This window comes from Dyella lutea (assembly GCF_024158035.1).
GTDB lineage: Bacteria > Pseudomonadota > Gammaproteobacteria > Xanthomonadales > Rhodanobacteraceae > Dyella_A > Dyella_A lutea.
Genome location: NZ_JAMZEK010000002.1, coordinates 467,950 through 492,984, shown reverse-complemented (window position 1 = coordinate 492,984; position 25,035 = coordinate 467,950). Strand labels below are relative to the sequence as shown.

General features: G+C 69.4%; 22 protein-coding genes. 16 read left to right on the top strand and 6 right to left on the bottom strand.

The genetic code is table 11. From position 1 onward, the window contains the following. Positions 1-34 precede the first annotated feature (34 nt). From lpxD to NC595_RS09530, 13 genes are all read left to right on the top strand, one after another. Entirely contained in the window at positions 35-1,063 is a 1,029-nt protein-coding gene (gene lpxD, locus NC595_RS09590) for a UDP-3-O-(3-hydroxymyristoyl)glucosamine N-acyltransferase (protein WP_253566096.1), read from the top strand. After that, positions 1,056-1,529, top strand: a complete 474-nt coding sequence (gene fabZ, locus NC595_RS09585) for a 3-hydroxyacyl-ACP dehydratase FabZ (protein ID WP_253566095.1) — start codon at positions 1,056-1,058, stop codon at positions 1,527-1,529. Before lpxD ends, fabZ begins: the two co-directional genes overlap by 8 nt. Continuing rightward, complete coding sequence (lpxA, locus tag NC595_RS09580) at positions 1,526-2,314, top strand: acyl-ACP--UDP-N-acetylglucosamine O-acyltransferase (RefSeq protein WP_253566094.1); 789 nt, start codon at positions 1,526-1,528, stop codon at positions 2,312-2,314. The genes fabZ and lpxA overlap by 4 nt, the downstream gene beginning before the upstream one ends. Positions 2,315-2,385: 71 nt before the next feature. Beyond that, positions 2,386-3,627 (top strand): lipid-A-disaccharide synthase, encoded by a 1,242-nt coding sequence (gene lpxB, locus NC595_RS09575; protein WP_253566093.1) that lies wholly within the window; start codon positions 2,386-2,388, stop codon positions 3,625-3,627. After that, positions 3,620-4,216, top strand: coding sequence for a ribonuclease HII (gene rnhB / locus NC595_RS09570; RefSeq protein WP_253566092.1), 597 nt, complete (start codon positions 3,620-3,622; stop codon positions 4,214-4,216). Before lpxB ends, rnhB begins: the two co-directional genes overlap by 8 nt. Positions 4,217-4,491: 275 nt before the next feature. Continuing rightward, the gene (locus NC595_RS09565) at positions 4,492-4,692 is read left to right on the top strand and encodes a hypothetical protein (protein WP_253566091.1); all 201 of its coding nucleotides are present in this window, start codon (positions 4,492-4,494) and stop codon (positions 4,690-4,692) included. Positions 4,693-4,933: 241 nt separating this feature from the next. Next, positions 4,934-8,479: a DNA polymerase III subunit alpha gene (gene dnaE, locus NC595_RS09560; RefSeq protein ID WP_253566090.1), complete on the top strand. Its 3,546-nt coding sequence runs from the start codon at positions 4,934-4,936 to the stop codon at positions 8,477-8,479. A 345-nt stretch (positions 8,480-8,824) separates the two neighbouring features. Beyond that, positions 8,825-9,784, top strand: a complete 960-nt coding sequence (gene accA, locus NC595_RS09555) for an acetyl-CoA carboxylase carboxyl transferase subunit alpha (protein ID WP_253566089.1) — start codon at positions 8,825-8,827, stop codon at positions 9,782-9,784. Between the two features lie 62 nt (positions 9,785-9,846). Continuing rightward, complete coding sequence (locus tag NC595_RS09550; protein WP_253566088.1) at positions 9,847-11,043, top strand: TlpA family protein disulfide reductase; 1,197 nt, start codon at positions 9,847-9,849, stop codon at positions 11,041-11,043. A gap of 58 nt (positions 11,044-11,101) precedes the next feature. Beyond that, on the top strand, positions 11,102-11,836 hold the full coding sequence (locus NC595_RS09545) for an NYN domain-containing protein (RefSeq protein ID WP_017461826.1): 735 nt from the start codon (positions 11,102-11,104) through the stop codon (positions 11,834-11,836). A 77-nt stretch (positions 11,837-11,913) separates the two neighbouring features. Then, a complete protein-coding gene (gene tilS / locus NC595_RS09540) occupies positions 11,914-13,191 on the top strand; it encodes a tRNA lysidine(34) synthetase TilS (protein WP_253566087.1) in 1,278 nt (425 codons plus the stop codon). An 89-nt stretch (positions 13,192-13,280) separates the two neighbouring features. Next, a complete protein-coding gene (locus NC595_RS09535) occupies positions 13,281-13,538 on the top strand; it encodes an exodeoxyribonuclease VII small subunit (protein WP_063672288.1) in 258 nt (85 codons plus the stop codon). Position 13,539: 1 nt separating this feature from the next. Beyond that, entirely contained in the window at positions 13,540-14,412 is an 873-nt protein-coding gene (locus NC595_RS09530; RefSeq protein ID WP_425493114.1) for a polyprenyl synthetase family protein, read from the top strand. A gap of 49 nt (positions 14,413-14,461) precedes the next feature. Here NC595_RS09530 and NC595_RS09525 read toward each other — a convergent pair whose 3' ends face one another. From NC595_RS09525 to pmbA, 3 genes are all read right to left on the bottom strand, one after another. Next, a complete protein-coding gene (locus NC595_RS09525) occupies positions 14,462-14,821 on the bottom strand; it encodes a DUF805 domain-containing protein (protein ID WP_253566085.1) in 360 nt (119 codons plus the stop codon). A 141-nt stretch (positions 14,822-14,962) separates the two neighbouring features. Beyond that, positions 14,963-15,403 (bottom strand): DUF4870 domain-containing protein, encoded by a 441-nt coding sequence (locus NC595_RS09520; RefSeq protein ID WP_043598573.1) that lies wholly within the window; start codon positions 15,401-15,403, stop codon positions 14,963-14,965. Between the two features lie 95 nt (positions 15,404-15,498). Further along, positions 15,499-16,866: a metalloprotease PmbA gene (gene pmbA, locus NC595_RS09515; RefSeq protein WP_253566084.1), complete on the bottom strand. Its 1,368-nt coding sequence runs from the start codon at positions 16,864-16,866 to the stop codon at positions 15,499-15,501. A gap of 119 nt (positions 16,867-16,985) precedes the next feature. Here pmbA and NC595_RS09510 point away from each other — a divergent pair, with 119 nt between their 5' ends. Both NC595_RS09510 and yjgA read left to right on the top strand, forming a co-directional pair. Then, positions 16,986-17,246 carry a DUF1653 domain-containing protein gene (locus NC595_RS09510; RefSeq protein WP_253566083.1) on the top strand — a complete coding sequence of 87 codons (261 nt, stop codon included), beginning with the start codon at positions 16,986-16,988 and terminating at the stop codon, positions 17,244-17,246. Beyond that, positions 17,243-17,806, top strand: coding sequence for a ribosome biogenesis factor YjgA (gene yjgA / locus NC595_RS09505; RefSeq protein WP_253566082.1), 564 nt, complete (start codon positions 17,243-17,245; stop codon positions 17,804-17,806). Before NC595_RS09510 ends, yjgA begins: the two co-directional genes overlap by 4 nt. Positions 17,807-17,824: 18 nt before the next feature. On the opposite strand, the gene yiaA is transcribed toward yjgA, so the two are convergent. Both yiaA and tldD read right to left on the bottom strand, forming a co-directional pair. Then, entirely contained in the window at positions 17,825-18,262 is a 438-nt protein-coding gene (gene yiaA / locus NC595_RS09500; protein ID WP_253566081.1) for an inner membrane protein YiaA, read from the bottom strand. An 82-nt stretch (positions 18,263-18,344) separates the two neighbouring features. After that, positions 18,345-19,790, bottom strand: a complete 1,446-nt coding sequence (gene tldD, locus NC595_RS09495; protein WP_425493100.1) for a metalloprotease TldD — start codon at positions 19,788-19,790, stop codon at positions 18,345-18,347. Between the two features lie 125 nt (positions 19,791-19,915). Here tldD and NC595_RS09490 point away from each other — a divergent pair, with 125 nt between their 5' ends. Next, positions 19,916-21,121 carry a sterol desaturase family protein gene (locus NC595_RS09490; RefSeq protein WP_253566079.1) on the top strand — a complete coding sequence of 402 codons (1,206 nt, stop codon included), beginning with the start codon at positions 19,916-19,918 and terminating at the stop codon, positions 21,119-21,121. A 4-nt stretch (positions 21,122-21,125) separates the two neighbouring features. Here NC595_RS09490 and NC595_RS09485 read toward each other — a convergent pair whose 3' ends face one another. Then, positions 21,126-25,019, bottom strand: a complete 3,894-nt coding sequence (locus NC595_RS09485; protein ID WP_253566078.1) for a YhdP family protein — start codon at positions 25,017-25,019, stop codon at positions 21,126-21,128. Positions 25,020-25,035: the final 16 nt, after the last annotated feature.

Genomic DNA, 25,035 nt, shown 5'->3' with positions numbered 1-25,035 from the left:
GTCGCCTACAATGACGCGCTTTCCCGGAGCATCCATGAGCGCGAATTCCTACACGGTCGCAGAGCTGGCCGATCGCTTCGGCCTCGTGGCCCACGGTGATGCTGCACGCGTGATCGACGGCGTGGGCACGCTGGCCGGTGCAGGGCCGAGCCAGCTCACTTTCCTGTCCAACAGCAAGTACGCCGGCCAGTTGGCGGGCACCCGTGCCGGCGTGGTGGTGCTGCGCGAGGCCGATCTGGCGCAATGCCCGGGCGCCGCCCTGATCGCACGCGATCCCTACGTCGCCTACGCGACGATCGCCGCGCTGTTCGAGCACCTGCCGGCCGCTCCGGCGGGCATCCATCCCAGCGCGGTGGTCGCGTCGACGGCGCGGGTCAGCCCGAGCGCCAGCATCGGCCCCTGTAGCGTGGTGGAGGCAGACGCGGTGATCGAGGATGGGGTCGTGCTGGGCCCGCACTGCGTCATTGGCGAGGGTTGCGTGGTCGGCGCCCAATCACGGCTGGTCGCCCGCGTGACCCTGGTCACCCGCGTCACCTTGGGCAAGCGGGTACTGGTGCACCCCGGCGCGGTGATCGGTTCGGACGGCTTCGGCCTCGCCTTCGATCGCGACCACTGGATCAAGCTGCCCCAGCTCGGCGGCGTGCGCATCGGCGACGACTGCGAGATCGGCGCCAACACCACCATCGACCGCGGCGCGCTGGACGACACCGTGCTCGAGGAAGACGTGCGCCTGGACAACCAGATCCAGATCGCCCACAACGTGACCATCGGCGCGCATACGGCCCTGGCCGGCTGCGCGGCGGTAGCCGGCAGCGCGAAGATCGGCCGCTATTGCATGATCGGCGGCAACGCCGGTGTGCTCGGCCATCTGGAGCTGGCCGACCGGGTTACCATCACGGCCAAGAGCCTGGTGACCCATTCGATCCGCGAACCCGGCGAGTACTCGTCGGGGACGCCGCTTCAGGAAAACCGGCAGTGGCGGAAGAACGCCGCCCGCTTCAAGCATCTCGACGACTATGCGCGCCGCCTCGCGGCGCTGGAGAAGGACAGCAGCAATGAGTGATTACACAGCGGATTTCAGCCTGCCGGTCGGTGTCGAACAGATCCAGCAGTTGCTGCCCCACCGCTACCCGTTCCTGCTGGTGGACCGGGTGATCGAACTGGTTCCGGATACCAGCGTGGTGACGCTGAAGAACGTCACGATGAACGAGCCGTTCTTCCAGGGCCACTTCCCCGGCCACCCGGTGATGCCGGGCGTGCTGATCGTCGAGGCGATGGCGCAGAGCGCCGGCCTGCTCACCCAGATTTCCAGCCGGCTGAAGGGTGACCAGGGCAGCCCGTTGTTCTACCTGGCGAAGATCGACAACGCCCGCTTCGCCTGCCCGGTGGTGCCAGGCGACCAGTTGCGCATGGAGGTCTCGCTCAAGCGCCTGATGCGCGGCATGGGCCTGTTCATTGCGCGCACCCTGGTGGACAGCAGGGAAGTGGCCAGCTGCGAACTGATGTGCGCGGCGAGGTCCGACAAATGAGCCACACCGCGTCGATCCACCCCACCGCCCAGATCGATCCCTCGGTCGTGCTGGGCGACAACGTCAGCATCGGCGCATACACGGTGATCGGGCCGGACGTGGAGATCGGCGCCGACACCGTGATCGGACCGCACGTGGTGATCGAGGGCCCGACCCACATCGGTCGCGACAACCGCATCAGCCAGTTCGCCTCGCTCGGCGGCGCGCCGCAGGACAAGAAATTCCAGGGCGAGCGCACCGAACTGGTGATCGGCGACCGCAACCTGATCCGCGAATTCGTCACCATCAACCGCGGCACCGGCGACGGCGGCGGCATCACCCGCATCGGCGACGACAACTGGCTGCTCGCCTACGTGCACGTGGCGCACGACTGCCAGGTCGGCAACCACGTGGTGTTCTCCAACTACTCCGCGCTGGCCGGGCACGCGGAGATCGGCGACTGGGTGATCGTCTCCGGCTACGCCGGCGTGCACCAGTTCTGCAAGGTCGGTGCGCACGCCTTCATCGGCATGGGCTGTCTGGTCGGCAGCGACGTTCCGCCGTTCGTCATGATGGCCAACGAGACCCGCGGTCGCCCACGTGGCATCAACAGCGAGGGCCTCAAGCGCCGCGGCTTCGACAGCACGCGGATCTCGGCGATCAAGCGTGCCTACCGCACGCTTTACATGGCCGGCCTGAGCCTGTCCGAGGCGCGCGAGCAGCTGGCTACGCAGGCGCAAGACAGCGAGGACGTCCGCGCGATGCTGGAGTTTCTGGAGCGCAGCGAGCGCTCGCTGGCACGCTGAAACCACGACGATCGGGGCCGGCCCGTGGCCACGCCCCGTCCGGCCGGACGCCACGCACTACAATGGCGCGCATGAACCAGCCGCCAGCCTCTGCCGACTCGCGCATCTCCGATTCCGACGCCCTGCTCATCGCCATCGTCGCCGGCGAGGACTCCGGCGACCAGCTCGGCGCCGACCTGATCGCCGCCCTGCGCCGCCGCTACCCACAGGCGCGCTTCGCTGGCATCGGCGGCAAGCGCATGCAGGCGCAGGGCTTCCAGTCCTGGTACGACATGGCCGAACTGTCCCTGTTCGGCCTGGCCGAGGTGCTCGGTCATCTGCCGCGCCTGCTCAGGCTGCGCCGGGAACTGCTGGAGCGCCTGATCGCGGCACGGCCGGCCGTGGTGATCGGCATCGATGCGCCGGACTTCAACCTCGGCCTGGAACGGCGCCTGCGCGAAGCCGGGTTGCGCACCGTGCACTACGTCAGTCCCTCGGTCTGGGCCTGGCGCGAGAAGCGCGCCGAGAAGATCGGCCGCAGCGCGGACCGCGTGCTGTGCCTGTTCCCCATGGAGCCGCCGATCTACGACCGCCATGGCGTCGATGCACGCTTCGTCGGCCATCCGCTGGCCGACCGCTTTCCGATGGTCGGCGACCGCCATGGCGCGCGGGAGGCGCTGAACCTCGCGCAGGAACGGCCCGTGCTAGCGGTGCTGCCCGGCAGCCGCGGCTCGGAGATCGAGCGGCTGGGGTCGATCTTCCTCGACGCCGCCGCCCGGGTCGCCGCCGCCGTGCCGGGGTTGCAGGTAGTGATTCCCTCGGCCAACGCCCGCATGCACGAACGCCTGCGGACGCTGCTCAACCAGCCGGGCCTGCGCTGGCCCGAGCCACCCCGCCTGCTCGACGGACAGGCACATGAGGCGATGCTGGCCGCCGACGTGGTACTGCTGGCTTCCGGCACCGCCACGCTGGAGGCGATGCTGGCGAAGCGGCCGATGGTGGTCGGTTATCGCGTGTCGCCGCTCAGCTATCGCATCGCCCGGCTGCTGCGCATGCTCAAGACCGACATCTATTCCCTGCCCAACGTGCTGGCACGCGCCAGCGGCCTGGGCGATCCGTTGCCGGTGTCCGAACGCATGCAGGACGACTGCACCGCGGCGCACCTGGCCAACGACACGCTGGCACTGCTCGACGACAGTGAGCGACGCGGTGCGATCGTCGCCACGTTCGAGCAGTTGCACCGCGCCCTGCAGGTCGACCTGACCGGTCATGCCGGCGACGCCGCGGCCGCCGCGGTGGCCGAGCTGATCGAACGGAATATCGCACATGGCTGACCGGAGCCCGCACCGGATCGCCGGCGTCGACGAGGCCGGTCGTGGACCGCTGGCCGGCCCGGTGGTGGTTGCCGCGGTGATCCTCGACCCGGCGCGACCGATCGCCGGCCTCGACGATTCGAAAAGACTCAGCGAAAAGAAGCGCGACGCGCTTTACCCGCAGGTGATCGCGCACGCGCTCGCCCACTGCGTGGTGGTGGTCGAGGCGGAGGAGATCGACCGGCTGAACATCTTCCAGGCCACCATGGCCGGCATGAGCCGCGCGGTGGCCGGCCTCTCGCCGCAGGCGCACCAGGCGCTGGTCGACGGCAACAAGCTGCCGCGCGACCTGCCCTGCCCGGGACGCGCCATCGTCGGCGGCGACGCGCTGGAGCCGGCGATCAGCGCCGCCTCGATCCTGGCCAAGGTCACCCGCGACCGGTTGATGGTGCAACTCGACGCGGTCCATCCGGGCTACGGCTTCGCCGTGCACAAGGGTTACCCGACGCCCGCGCACCTCGACGCGCTGCAGCGGCTGGGACCGTGCCCGCAGCACCGGCGCAGCTTCGCCCCGGTCGGCCGGGCGCTCGAGCAGATGGCCCTGTTCTGAGCGCCCCAGGCAGCAAGCAACGGGCCAGCGAAGACCTGACCTGTGGCAGGTGCAGGCGCATGCTAGCGGCGTAAAATGCTACGTACAGCCCCTGCCGATGCGGGGCACCGATCCGGACCGGATCCTGCCGGCCGCGCAACGCGGACCGCGTTTCCCGCATCCCATGGGACAGGACAAGGCGACGGCCACCCCATCCGCCCGCCCGATGCAGGGACGCCCCCGGATCCGCTCCGGCGGATCGTTCCAACCGCGGAAAGACCGCGAGGAGCCCCGTCATGACATCGCCCACCGCTCCCTGGCCCGCACCATCCGACGTCCCTGCACCGAACCCGCTGCGCGAAGCGATCGACCGGGCGCTGCCGCGAGGCAAGGCGGACGACACCGCGCATCACGACTACGACGGCCGCGGCCTGCTGATCCAGCCATTCGACCATGTCCTCGGCGAGGACGACTGCCAGCGCTTCACCATCCGTTGAGTCGAACGGCCCGGTCATCGGCTTCCGCCAGCCGTTGCGGCGCGAAGCCTGTGCGGGGCCGGGATGCCGGCCGTACATCGAACCCGTCGACGGGCTCCCCATCGCGGGAGGCTGACCGCCCACGCCCCGCCGCCGCCACCGGCCACGCCCGGCGGATGCGGGATGGTCTGGTTCCCGCAACTGTCAAGCTTGTGGCCCATCCGACCCACGGTTACCTTTCCGGGTCAGCCGCCGAGTCGCCATGCCCGCCCGTTTCGTCCACCTGCACCTGCACAGCGAGTACTCGCTGGTCGACTCGACCATCCGCATCAAGGCGCTGGTCGACGGCTGTGTGCGCGCCGGCATGCCCGCGGTCGCGCTGACCGACGACAGCAACATGTTCGCGCTGGTGAAGTTCTACAAGGCCTGCAGCGCGGCCGGCATCAAGCCGATCGGCGGCTGCGACCTGTGGGTGAACGCCCCGGACGACCCGCGCCCCTGGCGGCTCACCGTGCTGTGCCAGAACCACGCCGGCTACCTGAACCTGTCGCGGATGGTGTCGCGCGCCTGGCGCGACGGCCAGGCCGGCGGCAAGGCGATGGTCGACGCCGCATGGCTCATCCCCGGTGCCACCGAAGGACTGATCGCCCTGCTTGGCCGCGAGAGCGAGGTCGCCCGCATCGCGGTGAACCAGGGCACCGACGCGGCGCTGGCGAAACTGCGCCCACTGGCCCGGCTGTTTCCCGATCGCCTCTACTTGGAGCTCACCCGCACCGGCCGCGACGGCGAGGAAGCCTGGAACGCCGCCGCACTGATCCTGGCCACCGAGCTCGAGCTGCCGGTGATCGCCAGCAACGACGTGCGCTTCCTCAAGCAGGACGACTTCGAGTCGCACGAGGCGCGCGTGTGCATCCACCAGGGTCGCGTGCTGGCCGACCCCAAGCGCCCGCGCGACTACAGCGACCAGCAGTACCTGAAGTCGCCGGAAGAAATGGAGGCGCTGTTCGCCGACCTGCCCGAGGCACTGGAAAACACCGTCGAGCTGGCCAAGCGCTGCAACCTGGAGCTGAAGTTCGGCACCTACTACCTGCCCGACTTCCCGGTGCCGGACGGCCACGATCTGGCCAGCTACATCCGCGAACTGGCGCGCGAAGGCCTGGCCGAGCGCCTCGCCGCCGCGCCGCTGGCCGACGGCAAGACCCTGGCCGACTACGAGGCGCGGCTCGAACGCGAGCTGGACGTCATCATCGAGATGGGCTTCCCCGGCTACTTCCTGATCGTGGCGGACTTCATCAACTGGGGTAAGCAGAACGGCATCCCGGTGGGCCCGGGTCGCGGTTCGGGCGCCGGCTCGCTGGTCGCCTGGGTGCTGAAGATCACCGACCTGGACCCGCTGCAGTACGACCTGCTGTTCGAGCGCTTCCTCAACCCCGAACGCGTGTCGATGCCCGACTTCGACATCGACTTCTGCATGGATCGCCGCGACGAGGTGATCGACTACGTGGCGCGCAAGTACGGCCGCGACCACGTCAGCCAGATCATCACCTACGGCTCGATGGCGGCGAAGGCGGTGCTGCGCGACTCCGGCCGCGTGCTCGGCATGGGCTACAACGCGGTCGACCGCATCGCCAAGCTGATCCCCGCGCGCCCGCTCGACCTGACCCTGTCCGACGCACTGGGCCGCAGCGAGAAGTCGAAGAAGGAGCCGGATCGCGTCGTCAAGGAATTCTGCGAGCTGTACGAGCAGGACGAGGACGAGGCGCGGCCGCTGATCGACCTGGCGCTGAGCCTGGAAAACCTCACCCGCAACGCCGGCAAGCACGCCGGTGGCGTGGTGATCGGCCCCAGGCCGCTGACGGAGTTCGCCCCGCTGTACTGCGAGCCGGGCGGCGGGGGTGTCGTCACCCAGTACGACAAGGACGACGTGGAAGCCGTCGGCCTGGTGAAGTTCGACTTCCTCGGCCTGCGCACGCTGACCATCATCGACTGGGCGGTGAAGGCGATCAACGCGCGTCGCGCCCAGAGCGGCGAGGCGCCGCTGGACATCAGCCAGATTCCGCTGGACGACGTGCCCACCTACGAGCTGCTCAAGCGCGCGCAGACGGTGGCGGTGTTCCAGCTCGAATCCTCCGGCATGCAGCGCATGCTCAAGGACGCCAGGCCCGACCGCTTCGGCGACATCGTGGCGCTGGTGGCGCTGTACCGGCCGGGTCCGATGGACCTGATCCCCAGCTTCGTGGCGCGCAAGCACGGCAAGGAAGAAGTCGAATACCCCGATCCGCGCGTCGAGCCGATCCTGAAAGAGACCTACGGCATCATGGTCTACCAGGAGCAGGTGATGCAGATGGCGCAGATCGTCGGCGGCTACTCGCTCGGCGGCGCCGACCTGCTGCGCCGCGCGATGGGCAAGAAGAAAGTCGAGGAGATGGTCAAGCACCGCGCGACGTTCCGCGAGGGTGCGGCCAAGGACGGGCTCAGCGCATCGAAGGCCGACGAAATCTTCGACCTGATGGAGAAGTTCGCCGGCTACGGCTTCAACAAGTCGCACGCCGCCGCCTACGCCCTGGTTTCCTACCAGACCGCCTGGCTGAAGGCGCACTACCCGGCCGAGTTCATGGCCGCGACGATCTCCTCGGACATGGACAACACCGACAAGGTGGTGACCTTCCTGACCGAGTCCAAGGCGATCGGGCTGACCATCCTGCCGCCGGACGCGAACGCCTCCGAGTACATGTTCGTTGCAGTCGAACCCAAGGTGATCCGCTACGGCCTCGGCGCGATCAAGGGCGTCGGCCAGGGTGCCTGCGAGGCGATCGTCGACGAACGCAAGCGCAACGGGCCCTACAAGGACCTGGCCGACTTCTGCCGCCGGGTCGACCCGACCAAGCTCAACCGTCGCGTGCTCGAAGCGCTGATCCACGCCGGCTCGCTCGACGCGCTGGCGCCGACCCGCGCCAGCCTGATGGAGCAGCTTCCAGACGCGATCAAGGCCGCCGAACAACACCTGCGCGACCGCCAGTCCGGCCAGAACGACATGTTCGGCGCGGCGATGGGGGCGGTGACGCCGGTGGTGCAGATCGACCTGCCGACCGTGCCGGAATGGCCGCTGGAGCGGAAGCTGCAGGGCGAGCGCGACACGCTCGGCCACTACCTGTCCGGCCATCCCACCGATCCGTGGCGCGACGAGCTGGCGCAGCTGTCGAGCTGCCCGCTGGGCGAGATCGCCGAGCGCTACCAGCCGCCGCGTCCGCGCAAGAACGACGACGGCGAGAACAACCGCTTCCGCCGCGGCCCGGACACGCCGTGGACGGTCGCCGGCATGGTCACCGCCGTGCGCAAGCGCGGCGAATCCGACGCCTTCGTGCGGCTGGAGGACGGCACCGGCAGCATCGAGGTGAGTTTCTTCGGCGAGCTGTTCCAGCAGGTCGCGCCGCTGCTCACCCGCGACGAGATGCTGATCGTCGAGGGCGGCCTGCGCATCGACGAGTTCTCCGGCGGCGGCTTCCAGGTCCGGGCGCGCAGTGCAGTCACCCTTGCCGACGCCTGCCGGCGCCATGCCCGCGTGCTGCGGCTGAAGCTCAACGGCATCACCCCTGATTTCCCGGCGCAGTTGCAGCGCACCCTGGCCGGTTTCCGCGGCGGCCGCGCCAGCGTGGTGCTGTACGGCTACCACAACCGCGACGCCCAGGCCGACCTGGAGCTGGGCGAGGACTGGCGGGTCGAGGCGATCCCCGACCTGCTGCGCGCCGTGCGCGCCCTGCCCGGGGTCGAGGCGGCGCGGCTGCGCATCGTGAAAAGCCAGGAGTGAGTGGAGAGAGGTGAGAAGTGAGAGAAAGGCAACGTTCACTCCGACCGCTGCACCACACACTCCTCCCTGGACCTTTTGCGCGCCGTGCGGGCCTTGCCCGGGGGCAAGGCGGCCCGGCTACGCATGGCGAAGGGCCTGTAGTGCGCGGCAGGGCGTTGGAAGCGAGAAAAAGCCATGCCTGCTCCGGAGGCTTGATCTCTCACTCCTCACTCCTCACTCCTCACTCCTCACTCCTCACTCCTCACCCCTCGCCACTCACTCTTCGCTCCAACCCCATACGCCAGCGTTCTCGCGTTTTTCCGCGTACCGCTATACTGCCCCGCTTACTGCCCTGAACCGCGCCGAATGAACCCGAACTTCCTCGATTTCGAACAACCGATTGCCGAGCTGGAAGCGAAGATCGAAGAGCTTCGCCATGCCAGCCATGGCCAGGCGGTGGACATCGACGACGAGGTCGGCCGCCTGCGCGAGAAGCTCAAGGTCAAGACCGCCGACATCTTCCGCAACCTCAATTCCTGGCAGGTGACCCAGCTCTCGCGCCATCCGGCGCGGCCGTACACGCTGGATTACATCAGCGCCATCTGCGAGGAGTTCCACGAGCTGGCCGGCGACCGCGCCTACGCCGACGACGCCGCTATCGTCGGCGGCCTGGGCCGCGTCAACGGCCGGCCGGTGATGATCATCGGCCACCAGAAGGCGCGCGACACCAAGGGCAAGGTGCGCCGCAACTTCGGCATGCCGCGCCCGGAGGGCTACCGCAAGGCGCTGCGCCTGATGAAGCTGGCCGAGCGCTTCGGCCTGCCCATCCTCACGTTCATCGACACCCCCGGCGCCTACCCCGGCGTGGGCGCCGAGGAGCGCGGCCAGAGCGAGGCGATCGCCCGCAACCTGCTGGAGATGGCCGAGCTGAAGGTGCCGGTGGTCTGCACGGTGATCGGCGAGGGTGGCTCCGGCGGCGCGCTGGCGATCGGCGTCGGCGACGCGGTGATCATGCTGCAGTACTCGATCTATTCGGTGATCTCGCCGGAAGGCTGTGCCTCGATCCTGTGGAAGAGCCAGGACAAGGTGCGCGACGCGGCCGACGCGATGGGCGTCACCGCGCCGCGCCTGCTCGAGCTGGGCCTGGTCGACAAGGTGGTACGCGAACCGCTGGGCGGCGCGCACCGCAACCCGCACTCGATGGCGATCCGCCTGAAGGCCGTGCTGCTCAACGAGCTGGACCGGCTCGAGGCGCTGAACGTGCCCGACCTGCTGGCCCGTCGCTACCAGCGTCTGCGCGGTTACGGCGCCTACACCGAGGGCTGATCCCGCCCGGGCAAGGCTGTTATCGTCGGACGCGAACGGAATCGCCGCACGACGGGGCCGCCATGCTTCGCATCGCTCTCGCCACGACGTTCGCGCTGCTCGCGCCCGTCGCCCATGCCACCAGCTCACCGCCCATCGCGACGCCCGCGGCGCTGGCCCGTTACCTGCTCGACACGCCGATCGAACGCTCGCCGCTGGGCGCGCTGCCGCCCGGCGCGCGCAAGCGATTCCTGGCGAGCCTGCGCTTCGGCGACCGCGGCCTCGGCGGTTTCGCCACCGATGACCTCGACCAGACGCTGACCCACGCCCAGACCGAGGCGGTGCTGGCGCTGTTTGGCGACCAGGCCTACGGCGCCGGCCTCGGCCTGTCGCCCGCCGAACACGCGCGCCGCGAGGCCGAGCGGGCTGCCGACGCCGCACGGCGTGGCTGCAAGCCGGACAACTGCCCGGAATCGCCGATCGAGCAGCGCTACGACGCGCTGGTGCTGGCCGAGCGCCACGGCACCGACGCAGCCCGACACGCCGGGCTGGGCGCGGACTACACGCGGCTGTTCGGCAACGCCTTCAGCCCGACGGCACTGGCCCGCGTCAGCGCACCGGACCTGCGCCTGCTGGCGCGCGCCGCCAGACGGGTGCTGGGCGTCGATCCCGACGGCCGCGCCGCGGACGACCTCGGCCGCACGCTGGCCGCCATGCAGTTGCGCGGCATGGCGGGCGACGCGGATTTCGTGCCGCTGTACCGGGCGCGCGTCACCACGCGCCACTTCGATGCCGCACGCGCCCTGGCACGCGAGCATCCGGGCATGCCGGTGGGCGTGCTGCCGGCGCTGGAAAGCCGGCCCACGCGCTCCGGTGTACCGACCGTCCTCACCGTCTCGGCCGATGGCCGGCACATGACGCGCGAAGCGGTCGACCTCGACGTCCCGCTGCGCATCGTGGTGGTCGCCGCCTGCCATTTCTCCGAGGACGCCGCGCGCGACATCGCAGCCGATCCGCGGCTGGATGCGCTGTTCCGCCAGCATGCCATGTGGCTGGCGTCGGACGGCACGCCACTGGCCGATGCCGCCGCCTGGAACCGCGCCTTCCCCACCCAGTCCATCCATGTAGCGTGGCGCAACCGCGAATGGAGGAAACTCGACTCGTGGGCCATGCCGACGTACTACGTGTTCCGCCACGACCGTGAAGTCGCCCGCTGGCACGGCTGGCTGGGACTCGATGCACTGCGCCAGGAACTGGACCGCGCCGGCGTCCGCTACTGACCCAGATCCTCCGCCGCTCTGCCATGATGGACACCGGCTCGCCCACGGAAGCTTCGCCATGGCCAACACCCCATCCGACCGCCTCGCCGTCCTGATCGACGCCGACAACGCCCAGCCGGCCATCGTCGAGGGTCTGCTGGCGGAGATCGCCAAGTACGGCACCGCCCACGCCAAGCGCATCTACGGCGACTGGACCGGCTCGCACCTGAAGGGCTGGAAGGAAACCCTGCTGACCTACTCGATCCAGCCGATCCAGCAGTTCGGCTACACCCGCGGCAAGAACGCCACCGACTCGGCGATGATCATCGATGCGATGGACCTGCTCTACACCGGGCGATTCGACGGTTTCTGCATCGTCTCCAGCGACAGCGACTTCACCCGGCTCGCCGCGCGCATCCGCGAGTCCGGGCTCACCGTCTACGGCTTCGGCGAGAAGAAGACGCCCGAGCCCTTCGTCGCCGCCTGCGACAAGTTCATCTACACCGAGCTGCTGGTGGAGAAGCCGGAGGACGAGGCGCCGGCCAAGCGCCTGTCACAGGCCCAGCTCAAGGGCGACGCACGACTGGTCGGCCTGCTGCGCAACGCCATCGACGCGGTGTCCGACGACAGCGGCTGGGCACACCTGGGCGCGATCGGCTCGTCGGTGGCCAAGCAGGCGCCGGAGTTCGACCCGCGCAATTACGGCTACCGCAAGCTGAGCGAGCTGGTTGATGCGATCGGCCTGTTCGAGATCGACCCGCGGGGAGACGGCGCGACCCGCACGCTCTACGTGCGCGACAAGCGGCGCAAATAGCCCCCCGTCGTCGCGCAGCGGGCGTGACCGCGGCGGCCGCCCTAGACTGTGCGCCTCCCCGGCCACAACACATCGTCTTGTCTCACTCGCTGACCGAACACCTGCTTGCCCGGCTAGCCGACGCGCCGGCAGATGGCCTGTGCGTGGCCTTCAGCGGTGGCCCGGACTCCTCGGCATTGCTGCATGCGCTGGCCTCGCTACCTCGCGAGCGGCCATTGCGTGCGCTGCATGTCGACCACGGCCTGCATCCGGACAGCGCACGGTGGGCCGAACACGCGCAGGCGTTCAGTGCGGCGCTGGACGTCGCCTGCACGGTGCTGCGTGTCACGGTGGACCTGGATGCCGGCCTCGGGATGGAAGGGGCGGCACGCGAGGCTCGCTACGCCGCACTGGCCGCGGAGCTGCAGCCGGGCGAGCAACTGCTCACCGCCCATCATCGCGACGACCAGGTCGAGACGGTGTTGCTGAAACTGCTGCGAGGCGCCGGCCCGGAGGGCCTGGGTGGCATGCGCGAGCGGCGGACACTGGGTGCCGGCACGCTGTGGCGCCCCCTGCTGGACCTGCCCCGCCATGCGTTGCAGACCTATGTGCAGAGCCACGCGCTGACCTGCCTCAATGACCCGGCGAACGCCGATTCGCGACTGGCCCGCCATGCGCTGCGCCACGAGATTCTTCCGCGCCTCGCCCGGCACTGGCCCCAGGCCGCCGACTCGATCGTCCGCAGCGCCGCGCTTTGCCAGGCGGCCGCCGACGCGTTGCGCACCCACTGGCTGGCAGCCTTCGTGCAACTGCACGACCACGTCACCGGCAGCCTGGACGCCGCCGGCTGGCGCGGCCTCGCCGCGGCCCTGCGCGAGCCGCTGCTCGATCACTGGCTGCACGGCCGTGGCCTGCCCGCCCCCACCGGCCGCCAACGGGCGCAGATCCTGCACCAGATCGACGCCCGCGACGGCCGCGTCCCCTGCATCCGCTGGCCAGGCGCCGAGCTGCACGTGTGGCGCGGGCGTCTGTGGGCCCTGCCTCCGGCACCGTCGTTCGACCCGGACTGGCAGGCATGCTGGCACGGCGGTGTGCTGGCCCTGCCGGACGGCGCCTCGCTGCGCGTCGACCGCACGCTGGACACCCCGCTCACGGTCCGCCTGCGCCGGGGCGGCGAGCGGCTCAAGCCGGCCGGCGACCCGCACACCCGCGAACTGCGCGACTTGTTCCAGGCCGGCGCAGTGCCCCCCTGGCAACGCCTGGCCTGCCCGCTGATCTGGGAGGACCATGCGCTCGTGGCCATCGCCGACCGCTGGTTGAGCGACCGCGGGCGGGTCCTGCTCGGCGAAACGCTGCGCTGGGTTCCGGGCCGTTAGCGCAAAAGCCCGATACCATGCGATTTCCAGGGCATGCGCGACGCCTTTTCCATTGATTCCCGTGCCCCGCTGCGTTAGCGTTCCCGGCCATGGCAAAGACCGTTCCCGCCCCTGTCGATACCGCGCCAGCCGCCGACTTCGAGCATTCGCTCGACGAGCTCGAACAGCTCGTGGCGAAGATGGAAGGCGGCGACCTCAGCCTGGACGATTCGCTGGCCTCCTTCGAGCGTGGCATCGGTCTCTACCGTCACTGCCAGCAGGCGCTGGAGAAGGCCGACCTGCGCGTGCGCCTGCTGCTCGACCCCGACGCCCCCGAGAGCGCCGAACCGTTTGAACCCGAACTCTGAGCTGAGCCCGGCGCTGCAGGCGCTGATCGATCGCGCCGACCGCGCCCTCGCCGCGGCACTGCCCGCCGAAGATGCCCCGCCCGCCGAATTGCATCGCGCCATGCGCTACGCCGTACTCGGCGGCGGCAAGCGGCTGCGTCCGCTGCTGGTCTATGCCGCCGGCCACGCGCTGGGCTGCAACGACCCGGTGCTCGACGCGCCGGCCTGCGCGGTGGAACTGATCCATGCCTACTCGCTGGTGCACGACGACCTGCCGGCCATGGACGACGACGCACTGCGCCGCGGCCGCCCCACCTGCCACATCGTGTTCGGCGAGGCGATGGCGATCCTTGCCGGCGACGCGCTGCAGGCGCTGGCCTTCGAACTGCTGGCCAAGGCTCCGGTAGATCCTGCCACCGGCATGGCGATGCAACGCGTACTCGGCCGCGCCTGCGGCGCCGAAGGCATGGCCGGGGGCCAGGCGCTGGATCTTTCCGCCGTTGGCCGCACGCTGTCGCTGGACGAGCTGGAGCACATGCACGCCTGCAAGACCGGCGCGCTGATCCGCGCCTCGGTGCAGCTGGGCGCGATGACCGCCGGCGCCGACACCGCGACGCTGGATGCGCTGGACCATTACGCCCGCGCCGTCGGCCTGGCCTTCCAGGTGCGCGACGACATTCTCGACGTCGAGGGCGAATCGGCGGTGATCGGCAAGACCGCCGGCAAGGATGCAGCGGCCGACAAACCCACCTTCCCGTCGATCCTGGGCCTGGACGCCTCGCGCACACGGCTGGCACAGCTCACCGACGAGGCGCTGGCCGCCATCTCCATGCTGGAGTCGCGTAGCGAGCTGCTGATCGAGCTGGCGCGCTACGCAGCCGGTCGCCAGCACTGAAAAGGGCGGCTTGCGCCGCCCTTTTTGTCACGCTGCGAAGCCTGTTGGTTCAACCCGCCTGCTTGGGATCCGGACCGTACTGGTTGGAGCCCTGGGTACCCTCGAGCACCAGCAGTACCAGCAGCCAGATCGTGCCGATCAGCGGGATCAGGCCAATCAGTATCCACCAGCCCGATCGATCAGTGTCGTGCAATCGGCGCACCGTCACGGCGATACCTGGCAACAGCACTGCCAGCGAGTACAGCGAACCCAGCATCCGCAGATGGATGATCGCCCCGATGACGCCCACCACGATGGCGGCAAGGATGTTCACCAGGGTGAACATCCAGTACTCCTGGCGCCGCGCACGGCCTTCGAAATCGACGTAGTGATCCTTGATACACGACACGTACCAGTCGAAAAATCCCATCCCTATCTCCCCTTTTCCGATTTGTCTGCCAGTCCCGGTGGCGCTGGCTCCCGATCGGTGTGCGGACCCGTTCGCTGATGGCCCCGCACACCGCACCGCCGATTCTGGCAGGTTCTCTCATGCCGCTGCTTTGCAGCGGGGTTACTTGATCAGACGCAGCGCGAACGGATAGCGGTAGGCCACGCCCTCATTGGCCTTGATCGCCGCGATGATGGTGAACACGATCCACACGATCGCCAGTGCCCACAGCAACAGGAAGCCAATCAGCACGAACACCAGGATCCAGCAGATCGCGCCGGCGATCATCACCGTGATGTTGAAATTCAGCGCTTCCTTCGCCTGGTCGTCGACGAAAGGCATGGTGTCCTTCTTCACCAGCCAGATGACCAGCGGCCCCAGGAAGCAGGCCCAACCTGCGGTGACCAGACCGAGCAAGGCCGACAGGTGGGCGAACATCGCCCATTGACGCTGCTCGGCGGAAGGTCCACCGGCAACCGGCGGTTCGGATGGCGGCGGATCGCTCGGCGGCGGCGCGGCCGGCGGGGGCGGAGGAGGTACGACGTCTTCGGGGGGAATGCTCATGGCCTGACCCTCGGTAGTGGCAAAGCATCGCGCGACGCGGCGATGTCCTGTCGATGCTACCGCGAGCGCAGACTTTTGCGCAGGGGACCGATCGGCTATTCGCCGGCGACGGTCATGCGATCGAGCAGGATCGAGCCGGTGAGGATGTGCGAACGCGGATCCACATCCGACCCCACCGCCACGATGCCGGCGAACATGTCGCGCAGGTTGGCCGCAATGGTGATTTCCTCGACCGGGAACGCGATCGCACCATTCTCCACCCAGAACCCCGAAGCGCCGCGCGAGTAATCGCCGGTGGTGGTGTTGACGCCCTGCCCCATCAGCTCGGTGACCAGCAGACCGGTACCCAGGCGCGCCAACATGCCGGCGAAGTCGCTGGCCTCGCCGTCGCTGCTGCCTGGCGTGACGACCAGATTGTGGATGCCGCCGGCATTGCCGGTGGTGGCCAGGCCCAGCTTGCGCGCGGAGTAACTGCCGAGCACGTAGCGCGCCAGGACACCATCCTCGACCAGTGCGCTGTCGCGGGTGGCCACGCCCTCGGCATCGAACGCGCCGGATGCCTGACCGCCGCATAGCAGCGGCCGCTCGACGATCTGCATCCACGGCGGCATCACCGGCTTGCCGGCATGGTCGACGAGGAAACTGGAGCGCCGGTAAAGCGCCCCGCCGCTGACCGCACTGACCAGGTGACCGACCAGCCCGCGCGCCAGCTCCGGCGCGAACAGCACCGGGCACTGCCGCGTCGACAGGCTGCGCGCACCTAGCCGCGCCAGGGTGCGCTCGGCGGCCTTGTCGCCCAGCGCCTTCGCGTCCATGAACTTCGCCGCATCGCGCACGCTGTCGTACCAGTAGTCGCGCTGCATGCCGGCCTCGTCGCCGGCGATCAGCGACAGCGAGATCGAGTGCCGGGTGCCTCGCTCACGTCCGACGAAGCCGTGCGAATTGGCATAGACCGACAGGCTCTCGCCCATCTGCACGCCTGCGCCGTCGGAATTGCTGATGCCGGCGTGGGCGCGGCCCGCGTCCTCGATCCGCTGGCCCAGCACGATGGCTCCGGCGGTATCGATCGCCCACGGATGCCACAGGTCCAGATCGGGGAACTCGGTGGCCATCAGCGACGCGTCGGCGAGGCCGGCCGCCGGGTCTTCCTCGGTGAAGCGGGCGATCGCGCAGGCCTGGTCCAGCGTGGCCTGGATCGAGTCCGGGTTCAGGTCGGCGGTACTGGCCGAGCCCTTGCGCTGGCCGAAGTACACGGTGAGGCCGAAGCCGCGGTCGCGGGTGTGCTCGACCGTTTCCACCTCGCCCAGCCGCACGTTCACGCTCAGGCCGGTGTCGATGCTGGCGGCCACCTCGGCCTGGCTGGCACCGGCGGCGCGCGCGCGGCGGATCACGTCCTGCGCCAGGTCGGCCAGGCGATCCAGCTCCTCGCGGCTGCGGTCGGGATGGAGAGTGATGTCGCTCACGTGGGATTCCTGCAGGATGGACGGGTAGAATGGACGACCCGCGCCGCCCAGCCCCTGTACATGGGGCCTGCCGGCCGGCATGAAAAGAGCGCGCCAGTCTGGCCGCTGTGGAGAGTCCCATGCAACCTGCCGCCGGCATCTACCGCCACTACAAGGGTCAGCGCTACCGCGTGCTGGGCACCGCCCGCCACAGCGAGACGATGGAGCCGCTGGTGGTCTACCAGGCGCTCTATGGCGAACACGGCCTGTGGGTGCGCCCCGCGGCCATGTTCTGCGAGACGGTGGAGCTTGAGGGCGAGCCGATCCCGCGCTTCGCGCTGGAGCAGGCCGACGACCACGACCCGCTCTCCCTCGCCACCCCGCCGGAATCCGCCCCGTGAGCCCCAGCCGCAGCCGCAGCCAGTACGAACTGGACGAAAACGAATACGGTCCCAGCCGCACCCAGCAACGGCGCGACGCACTGGCCGTGCTGACGCTGGCCACGCAACTGGTGGAAATGATCCCGTCCAGGCTGGCCAAGCTGGAGCTGCCGGACGACGTGCGCGACGAGATCGCCAACGTGCGGAAGATCACCTCGCACATCGCACGCAAGCGCCAACTCGGCTTCCTCGCCAAGCTGATGCGCCGCCACGACGAAGCTACCTTCGACGCAGTGCGGGCCGCGCTGGGCGAAAACCGCGACAAGCAGCGCCAGGAGACCGCGGCGATGCACCGGCTGGAATCGCTGCGTGAACGCCTGCTCGGCGACGAGGGGGATGCCGCCCTGTCCGAGCTGGCCGACAAGCATCCGACGCTCGACCGCCAGCACCTGCGCTCGCTGGTGCGCCAGGCGCGCATCGAGAAAAGCACCCCAAACAAGCCGCCGCGGGCCTATCGCGAGATCTTCCAGGTGCTCAAGACGCTGGAAGAAGCCGATGTCGACGAAGGCTCCGCCGACTGACGGGGAAATGCCCGCGGCTCAGAAGTCGGTGGAACGCTCCATGGCGTCTGCATCGCCGTCGTGCAGGGCCATGTCGCGGACATTCTTCTGCACGGCCACTGCGGCGAACAGGCTGAGCAGGAAAGCCATGGCGTAGAAGCCCTTTTCGCTGAGACTGAGCGTGGCGTTCCACAGTCCGATCACCAGCAGCACGATGGCGATGCCAAGCGAGACCCAGCACAGGCCAAAGTACAGGCCTGTCACCCGTAGCCCCTCCAGCCGGTCGCGTACCGATTTCTGCAGCGACACCGCTGAAAACAGCCCGTACAGCAGCAGGGTCAGGTAGTAACCCTTTTCGTTGAGCGCCATCTGGGCATTCCACAACCCGATGAGATAGGCCAGCGAGCCGACCATCAGGGCCAGCCAGGAAGCACCGACGAAGGCCGCCGTCGGGCGTTGGATCTGCGGGACCGGCATGCTCACTCTCCTTAGGTCGCATGGAAGGCGTCGCTACTCTAGCAGCGTCACACCGACGGTAGCGGCCGGAAGAGCCGTCGGCTCAGGACGCGGTGCCGCCCACGGTCATCGAGTCGATGCGCAGGGTCGGCTGGCCCACGCCTACCGGCACGCTCTGGCCGTCCTTGCCGCACACGCCCACGCCCTCGTCCAGCGCCATGTCGTTGCCGATCATCGAGACGCGATTGAGCACCTCGGGGCCGGAGCCGATCAGGGTGGCGCCCTTGACCGGGGCGGTGATCCTGCCGTCCTCGATCAGGTAGGCCTCGCTGGCGGAGAAGGTGAACTTGCCATTGGTGATGTCGACCTGGCCGCCGCCGAAGTTCGGCGCGTACAGGCCCTTCTTCACCGAGCGGATGATCTCGGCCGGGTCCATGCTGCCGCCGCGCATGTAGGTGTTGGTCATGCGCGGCATCGGCAACTGGGTGAACGACTCGCGGCGGCCGTTGCCGGTGGGCTGCATGCCCATCAGGCGGGCGTTGAGCTTGTCCTGCATGTAGCCGACCAAGATGCCGTCCTCGATCAGCGTGGTGCACTCGGTAGGCGTGCCCTCGTCGTCGATGCTGAGCGAACCGCGGCGACCCGGCAGCGTGCCGTCGTCGACCACGGTGACGCCCTTGGCCGCCACGCGCTGGCCGATGCGACCGGCGAAGGCGGAGCTGCCCTTGCGGTTGAAGTCACCCTCCAGACCGTGGCCGATCGCCTCGTGCAGCAGCACGCCGGGCCAGCCCGGGCCGAGCACCACGGTCATCTGGCCGGCCGGCGCGTCGATCGACTCCAGGTTCACCAGCGCCTGGCGCACCGCCTCGTCGGCGAACGCCAGCGCGCGGCCGTTGGCGATCAGCTCGCCGTAGCTGTAGCGCCCGCCGCCACCGGCGTAGCCCTGCTCGCGGCGGCCGTTGGCCTCGGCGATCACCTGCACGTTGATGCGCACCAGCGGGCGCACGTCGGCGGCCAGGGTGCCGTCGGAGGCGGCGATCAGGATGGTATCCAGCGTGGCGGCGAGGCTGACGATCACCTGGGTGATGCGCGGGTCGCGCGAGCGCGCGTAGGCGTCCACTTCCCGCAGCAGCGCGATCTTGTCCGGATTGGGCAGGCTTTCGACCGGGTCGATCGCCGGATACAGCGACCGCGCGTTGCCCAGCGCCAGCGGGCGCCCGGCGCCACGGCCGTCCTGCGCGATGGCGCGGGCGGCCTTCGAGGCTTCCAGCAGCTGTGGCAGCACGATCTCGTCGGAATAGGCGAAGCCGGTCTTCTCGCCACTGATCGCGCGCACGCCCACGCCCTGCTCGATCGAGTGGCTGCCGTCCTTGACGATGCCCTCCTCCAGCAGCCACGACTCGCTGCGCGAGTGCTGGAAATACAGGTCCGCGGCGTCGATCGACGGCGCCATCAGCTGGTCGAACACCCGCTCCAGGTCGCCGGTGGCGAGGCCGCCGGGGGTAAGCAGGCGTTGCTGGGCGTGGTCGAGAAGGGAGGACATGGGCATCTGCGTCGGGGTCTGGTGGTGACGATGAAACGTGGGGGCGGCGGCGGCAGCTTTAAAGCGCACCGGCCAGCGGGCATCCGCTACGATGCGCCAAAGCAAGGACAGCGTCCACGGAGTAACGATCCATGTCGTCAGACACCTCGCGCAAGCGCCCGCTGGAAGTCATCGAACACACCCTGCAGCAGCCCGTTGCCGAGACCCGCGAACTGCTGCGCAGCGACGGCGAACTCAAGCCCGGCCTGGGCCGGGTCAGCGGCGTGATCGCCCTGTCGCTGGGCGTGCTGAGCCTGCTCGCGGTGCTCGCTTTCCACTTTCCGCAGTACCTGACCACACCCGACCTGCGCCACAAATACTCGGTGGACGTGCTGCGCCAGCTGCTGCTGGGCGGCCTGCTGGTGGCCGGTGGCATCTCACTGGGCAACGTGGTGCTGGGCCGCTCGCGCAACATCAACGCGGTCGCCTTCGCCTTCGTGCTGGCGGCCACCGCGCTGGGCGGCTCGCGCGTGCCGGTGGGCAACTTCCCGGACCACACGCCGTACATCGGGCTGGACTGGTTCATCCTCGACCTGCTCGGCTCCACCCTGGTGTTCGTGGTGATCGAGAAGCTGTTCCCGCTGTACAAGGGCCAAGCCGTGTTCCGCAAGGAATGGCAGACCGACCTGAAGCACTTCGCGGTGAACCACTTCATCGTGGGGCTGGCGCTGCTGACGGTGAACTTCCTGCTGCACCACCTGTTCGGCTGGCTCACCGCCAGCGCGTTCCAGCAGACCGTGCAGCACATCGCCTTCGTGCCGCAGCTGCTGCTGTGCATCCTGATCGCCGACCTGGCGCAGTACTGGACGCACCGGGCGTACCACGAGGTGCCCTTCCTGTGGCGCTTCCACGCCGTGCACCACAGCACCAAGACGATGGACTGGCTGGCCGGCTCGCGCCAGCACATGCTCGAGCTCATCGTGACCCGGGTGGCGGTGCTGGCGCCGCTCTACATCCTGGGTTTCAGCGAGGGCGTGATGAACGCCTACATCCTCGTGGTGGGCTTCCAGGCGGTGTTCAACCACGCCAACGTGCACCTGCCGTGGGGGCCGCTGAAATACCTGGTGGTGACGCCGGATTTCCACCACTGGCACCACGCCTCCGACGACGAAGCGATCGACCGCAACTACGCCGCGCACTACGCCTTCCTCGACTACCTGTTCGGCACCGCGGTGAAGTCGACGCGCCGGTTCCCGGAGAAGTACGGCGTGGTCGGCGACTACATGCCCGACGGCTTTGTCCGGCAGCAGCTGTTCCCGTTCCGCGGCCCGCCGAAGAGGGCCGGCTCCCCGGACTGAGGGCTCAGCGCGCCGGAACCGTCGACGCCGGCGCGGGCAGCAGCGGAGGCGTCGGCGCCGTCGAGCTGGCCGGTGCCGGCAGCAGCGGCAGGGGCTTGGGCACGCGCTTCTCGATCAGGGTGATCTTCGGCTTGTCCCAGCTGCCGGTGATCGCGTAGCGCGCGCTGGCCGCCTTGTTCAGGCCGCGGCCGAGCAGACCCTGCACCGCCAGGCCCGCCGCGGCCCCCACTGGCCCACCGACCACCGCGCCGACCACCGGCAGGCTGTTGCCGACGTGCGGCACCACCAGCAGCTGCTGGTCGTAGTCACGCGCGCGCAGGCCGGTGCGGCCGGTCACGGTGATCTCCGCGGCCGGCCCCTTGATCTTCATGTTCTGCGTGGTGGCGTTGCCGTCGGCGAAGACGAAGCTGCCGTCGATGCTGTCGAACGCGAGGCCCTTGCCGAACACGTCGCCGAAGTCGAGCGTGAGCCGGCGCGGCAGTTCGGCCAGCGAGACCAGTCCCAGCAGCCGCCCCACGCCCGGCGAGTCGGCCTCGGGGATGCGCCCGTCGGTCACGTGCACCTGCAGCCTGCCTTCGAGATTGGCCAGGGTGATCGCCGACGGGCTGCCCGGCCAGGTGCCGTCCAGGTGCGCCCGCGTCTTGCCGCCGTTGAACAGGCCGTCGAAACCCAGCGCATCGAGCATCTTGCCGATATCCTCGGCGGAGAAATCGATCGCCAGGTGGGTCTGGCTGTCCTCGGGAGTGCCGTTCCAGTCGCCCGAGGCGGTGATCTGCACGCTGGGCGACAGCGCCCGCAGCTGGTCCAGGTGCATGCCCTTGGCGGTCGGCCAGCTTTCCAGCCGGGCCTGGCCGAGGTGGGCATTGCCCAGCCGCAGGTCATCCACCAGCAGGTGGAAGGGCGGCAGGCTGGCCGGATTCACGCCGGTGCGCGTGGCCTGCGCCGGGGTCGGGCCGGTATCCGGCAGCGCCTTGCCGCTGGCGTCCTTCGGCGGCTCGGCCTTGGGCCAGTACAGACGCTTCAGCCGCGCGGTGATGCCACGCTTGCCGAGGTCGGCGCCGGGCACGTCGAAATGCCCGGCCAGCGTGGCGCCGTCGGCGTCGATGCCCAGGCCGTCCGGCTTGGGCGTCACCCGCATGTGCAGGTTGGGGAAATCGTTGCCAAACAGCATCGCGTGATCGGCGGTGATGTCGATGCCTTCGAGCGCGGGCGCGCTGCCGCTACCCTGCCCGCCGACCACCTGCTGGATCCAGCCGCTGACATCCACCCGGCCACCATGGCCCTGCACGCGCAGCCCTTGCTGCGGAAGCGTGTCGGGCATCCGGTCGCCCAGCGCCACGGTTCCGGCCAGCGGCTGGCCGTAACCGCCCGGCAGGCGGAAGCGCGCGCGCATCACGTCATCCAGCGAAACCTGCAGATCGGCCGAATCGGTGGGCAGGCCGAGCTCCACATGCAGCGGCATCATCACGCCCGCGGGCTTGTCCAGCGGCGCCGGCAGCTTGATCGCGATCTCCTGCAGCGCCGAGTCGACGGTCAGCCGCTGGTGCAGCGGCGTATTGGCCGCATCGCGACCGATGTCCAGCCCGATGCGGAATTCGCTGCGCCCCTCGGACGCGGCGCCGAGCCAGGCCATGGCCGGCTGGTCCTGCAGCAGCTCAGGCAGGGTGTAGCGTCCGTCCAGGCTGGCCGAAAGCACCGCATCGGGGTCGCCGGTAGCGCCGGCAATGCGCATCTGCAGGGTGGATGGCTGGCCACGGAACATTCCCTGCAGCGGGCCGGCGGCCAGGCCCTTGGCGTCGAACTGCATCGGCCCGGAAAGCTGCCCCAGCTGGAGGTTCCAGTCCGGCGCGCTGAGATCGGCACGGGTCAATTGCGCGGTGCCGTTGAGCTGCAGCGAGGCATCGTCCTTGAACGGCAGCAGCAGGTGGAAATCGAAGTCGCCCTTGCCACCGAGCCTAAGCTTAGACAGCGTGTCAGCCTCGCGCGCGGCGATCGGGCTGTGACTGACGAAGCCCAGCAGGCTCGCCCCGCTGCCGCTGCCACTGACGTTGAGATCCAGCGCGGCGTCGCCGAAATCGGGGATCAGCGCCACCGCGTGCTGCGCCTTCACCCCCATCGCATCGCCCCCGCTGGCCTGGACCAGCATGCCGTTGTCGACGAAGCTGGCCACCGCCGCGACGTGCTCGGCGCGCGGCCAGCCCTCGCCGTAGTCCAGCGTGAGGTCGCTCAGTCGCGCCTGCGCCTCGAAGCGGCCCTCGTTGTGCAGGAACGGCCAGTCGGCCAGGCTGCCGCGGACCAGCGCATCGCCGCCGTCGATGGTGCCGCTGACCAGGCCGCGGTCCAGCCAGGCCATCGCCTTCGGCGGCATCGTCAACGGCCAGAACAACTTGGCGGCCGTGACGTCACCGCGGTCGATATGGGCATACAGGTCGAGGAACGGCCGGCCGCCACCTGCCGGCAACAGCACCTCGCCCCGCGCCTGGCCGGCGTAGCCGACACCGGTGAAGTCCAGCGGATCGGCGCCGAGGTGTACGCCATCGTCGTCGTGCCACACCGCGATCGTGCCGGCCAGCCGGGACAGCGCGAACGGCTGGCGGAACGCCTTGGGAAAACGCAGCACCGTGGCCTGCTCCGGCAGCTCCAGCGAGAGCGCCTCGGCGTCGCCACGCAGCGTCCCGGATAGCCGGTCGATACCCGGCATCGCGCCGACCGGATCGATGCCCAGCCCCTGGAACGCAGCATCCAGCCGCGTAAGCCCGACCCCCTGCTGCCACTGCACGGCGGCGCGGGTGATTTCCCCGCGTGGCTTGCCCTCGCCCAGCCAGTGGGCCAGGCCGGCGGACATGTCCGGCTTGAGCGCAAGCCAAGGCACCAGCGGCGCCAGTTGCAGGCGGCTGGCGGCGATGCCGATGCGGATCGCCTCGGCCGAAGGCCGATGCATCACCGCCACCAGGGCGCTGCCATCGTAACCGGCCCAGGCCAGCCGATAGCCGTCACCGGTCTGGCGGATCTCCATCACGCCGCGGATCGCCGCCACGTCGACCCGGCTGCCTGCCGGTGTGCCGAGCGACACACCGGTCAGGTCGGCCTGCAGGACGCTGCGCACCACGTTGCCGTTGCGCCAGTCCAGCCAGGCCTCCAGATGCCCGTGCCCCTGCTCGGCGGTGTAGCCGGCCAGGCTGGCGTCGCCCAGCATGGCGTTCACGTCGAGGTTGTCCCCAGCCAGCCAGACCCGCCCGCTGCTGCCATCGTCGCGGAACTGCCCGGCCGCGGTGAGTACGCCATCGGCACCGGCGCGCCGCAGGCGTGCCCCCACCCGCACCTCGCCCGAACCCAGCCATGCCCGCAACTGGTCGGCCAGCACCGCGTAGTGCCGACCGGTGCGCTCGTCGGCGACGTCGATGCGCACGTCGTCCAGCCACAGGTCGAGCGAGAGGCGTCCCGGCGACATCGGCTGTTCGGAGCTGCCGCCAGCCGTGCCGATGCCGCGGATCGACCAGTGCCCGTCCTTGCTGCGGGCCACGTCCAACTGCACGCCGCGCACGTGCAGGTTGAGCAGGTGCCGTGAGGGCAGCAGCCAGCCACCGAAATCCAGCGTCGCGTCTACTTCGGGGAGGCGCAGTGGCGCCTGCCCCGCAGTGGCACCGCCGAGCGTGACCCCGCGCAGGGCGAAGGTAGGTCCTGCCGGGGTCCAGCGCCCCTGCATCGAATCGAACGACACCGGACGATGCAGGCGTGCACCCAGCTGGGCGGCGACCCATTCCGGATGCTGCGCCAACGCCGGCAATAGCAGCTGCGCCAGCGCCGCGACCACCGCCAGGGTGATCAGGCCGACGCCGATCGTCCATCCGAACGCCCGGCTAAGCCGGTGCGCGTGCCACGACCAGGTCGCCGTCACGGTCGGCGACCTGCGC

What these genes read in the sequence shown, in the direction of transcription:
- NC595_RS09545 (WP_017461826.1), top strand. Translation starts at nt 11,102, where the DNA reads ATGGCCAACACCCCATCCGACCGCCTCGCCGTCCTGATCGACGCCGAC.
- NC595_RS09510 (WP_253566083.1), top strand. Translation starts at nt 16,986, where the DNA reads ATGCAACCTGCCGCCGGCATCTACCGCCACTACAAGGGTCAGCGCTAC.
- yiaA (WP_253566081.1), bottom strand. Translation starts at nt 18,262, where the DNA reads ATGCCGGTCCCGCAGATCCAACGCCCGACGGCGGCCTTCGTCGGTGCT.
- accA (WP_253566089.1), top strand. Translation starts at nt 8,825, where the DNA reads ATGAACCCGAACTTCCTCGATTTCGAACAACCGATTGCCGAGCTGGAA.
- lpxB (WP_253566093.1), top strand. Translation starts at nt 2,386, where the DNA reads ATGAACCAGCCGCCAGCCTCTGCCGACTCGCGCATCTCCGATTCCGAC.
- lpxD (WP_253566096.1), top strand. Translation starts at nt 35, where the DNA reads ATGAGCGCGAATTCCTACACGGTCGCAGAGCTGGCCGATCGCTTCGGC.
- fabZ (WP_253566095.1), top strand. Translation starts at nt 1,056, where the DNA reads ATGAGTGATTACACAGCGGATTTCAGCCTGCCGGTCGGTGTCGAACAG.
- dnaE (WP_253566090.1), top strand. Translation starts at nt 4,934, where the DNA reads ATGCCCGCCCGTTTCGTCCACCTGCACCTGCACAGCGAGTACTCGCTG.
- NC595_RS09525 (WP_253566085.1), bottom strand. Translation starts at nt 14,821, where the DNA reads ATGGGATTTTTCGACTGGTACGTGTCGTGTATCAAGGATCACTACGTC.
- NC595_RS09490 (WP_253566079.1), top strand. Translation starts at nt 19,916, where the DNA reads ATGTCGTCAGACACCTCGCGCAAGCGCCCGCTGGAAGTCATCGAACAC.
- tldD (WP_425493100.1), bottom strand. Translation starts at nt 19,790, where the DNA reads ATGCCCATGTCCTCCCTTCTCGACCACGCCCAGCAACGCCTGCTTACC.
- rnhB (WP_253566092.1), top strand. Translation starts at nt 3,620, where the DNA reads ATGGCTGACCGGAGCCCGCACCGGATCGCCGGCGTCGACGAGGCCGGT.
- NC595_RS09550 (WP_253566088.1), top strand. Translation starts at nt 9,847, where the DNA reads ATGCTTCGCATCGCTCTCGCCACGACGTTCGCGCTGCTCGCGCCCGTC.
- lpxA (WP_253566094.1), top strand. Translation starts at nt 1,526, where the DNA reads ATGAGCCACACCGCGTCGATCCACCCCACCGCCCAGATCGATCCCTCG.
- NC595_RS09520 (WP_043598573.1), bottom strand. Translation starts at nt 15,403, where the DNA reads ATGAGCATTCCCCCCGAAGACGTCGTACCTCCTCCGCCCCCGCCGGCC.
- NC595_RS09565 (WP_253566091.1), top strand. Translation starts at nt 4,492, where the DNA reads ATGACATCGCCCACCGCTCCCTGGCCCGCACCATCCGACGTCCCTGCA.
- NC595_RS09535 (WP_063672288.1), top strand. Translation starts at nt 13,281, where the DNA reads ATGGCAAAGACCGTTCCCGCCCCTGTCGATACCGCGCCAGCCGCCGAC.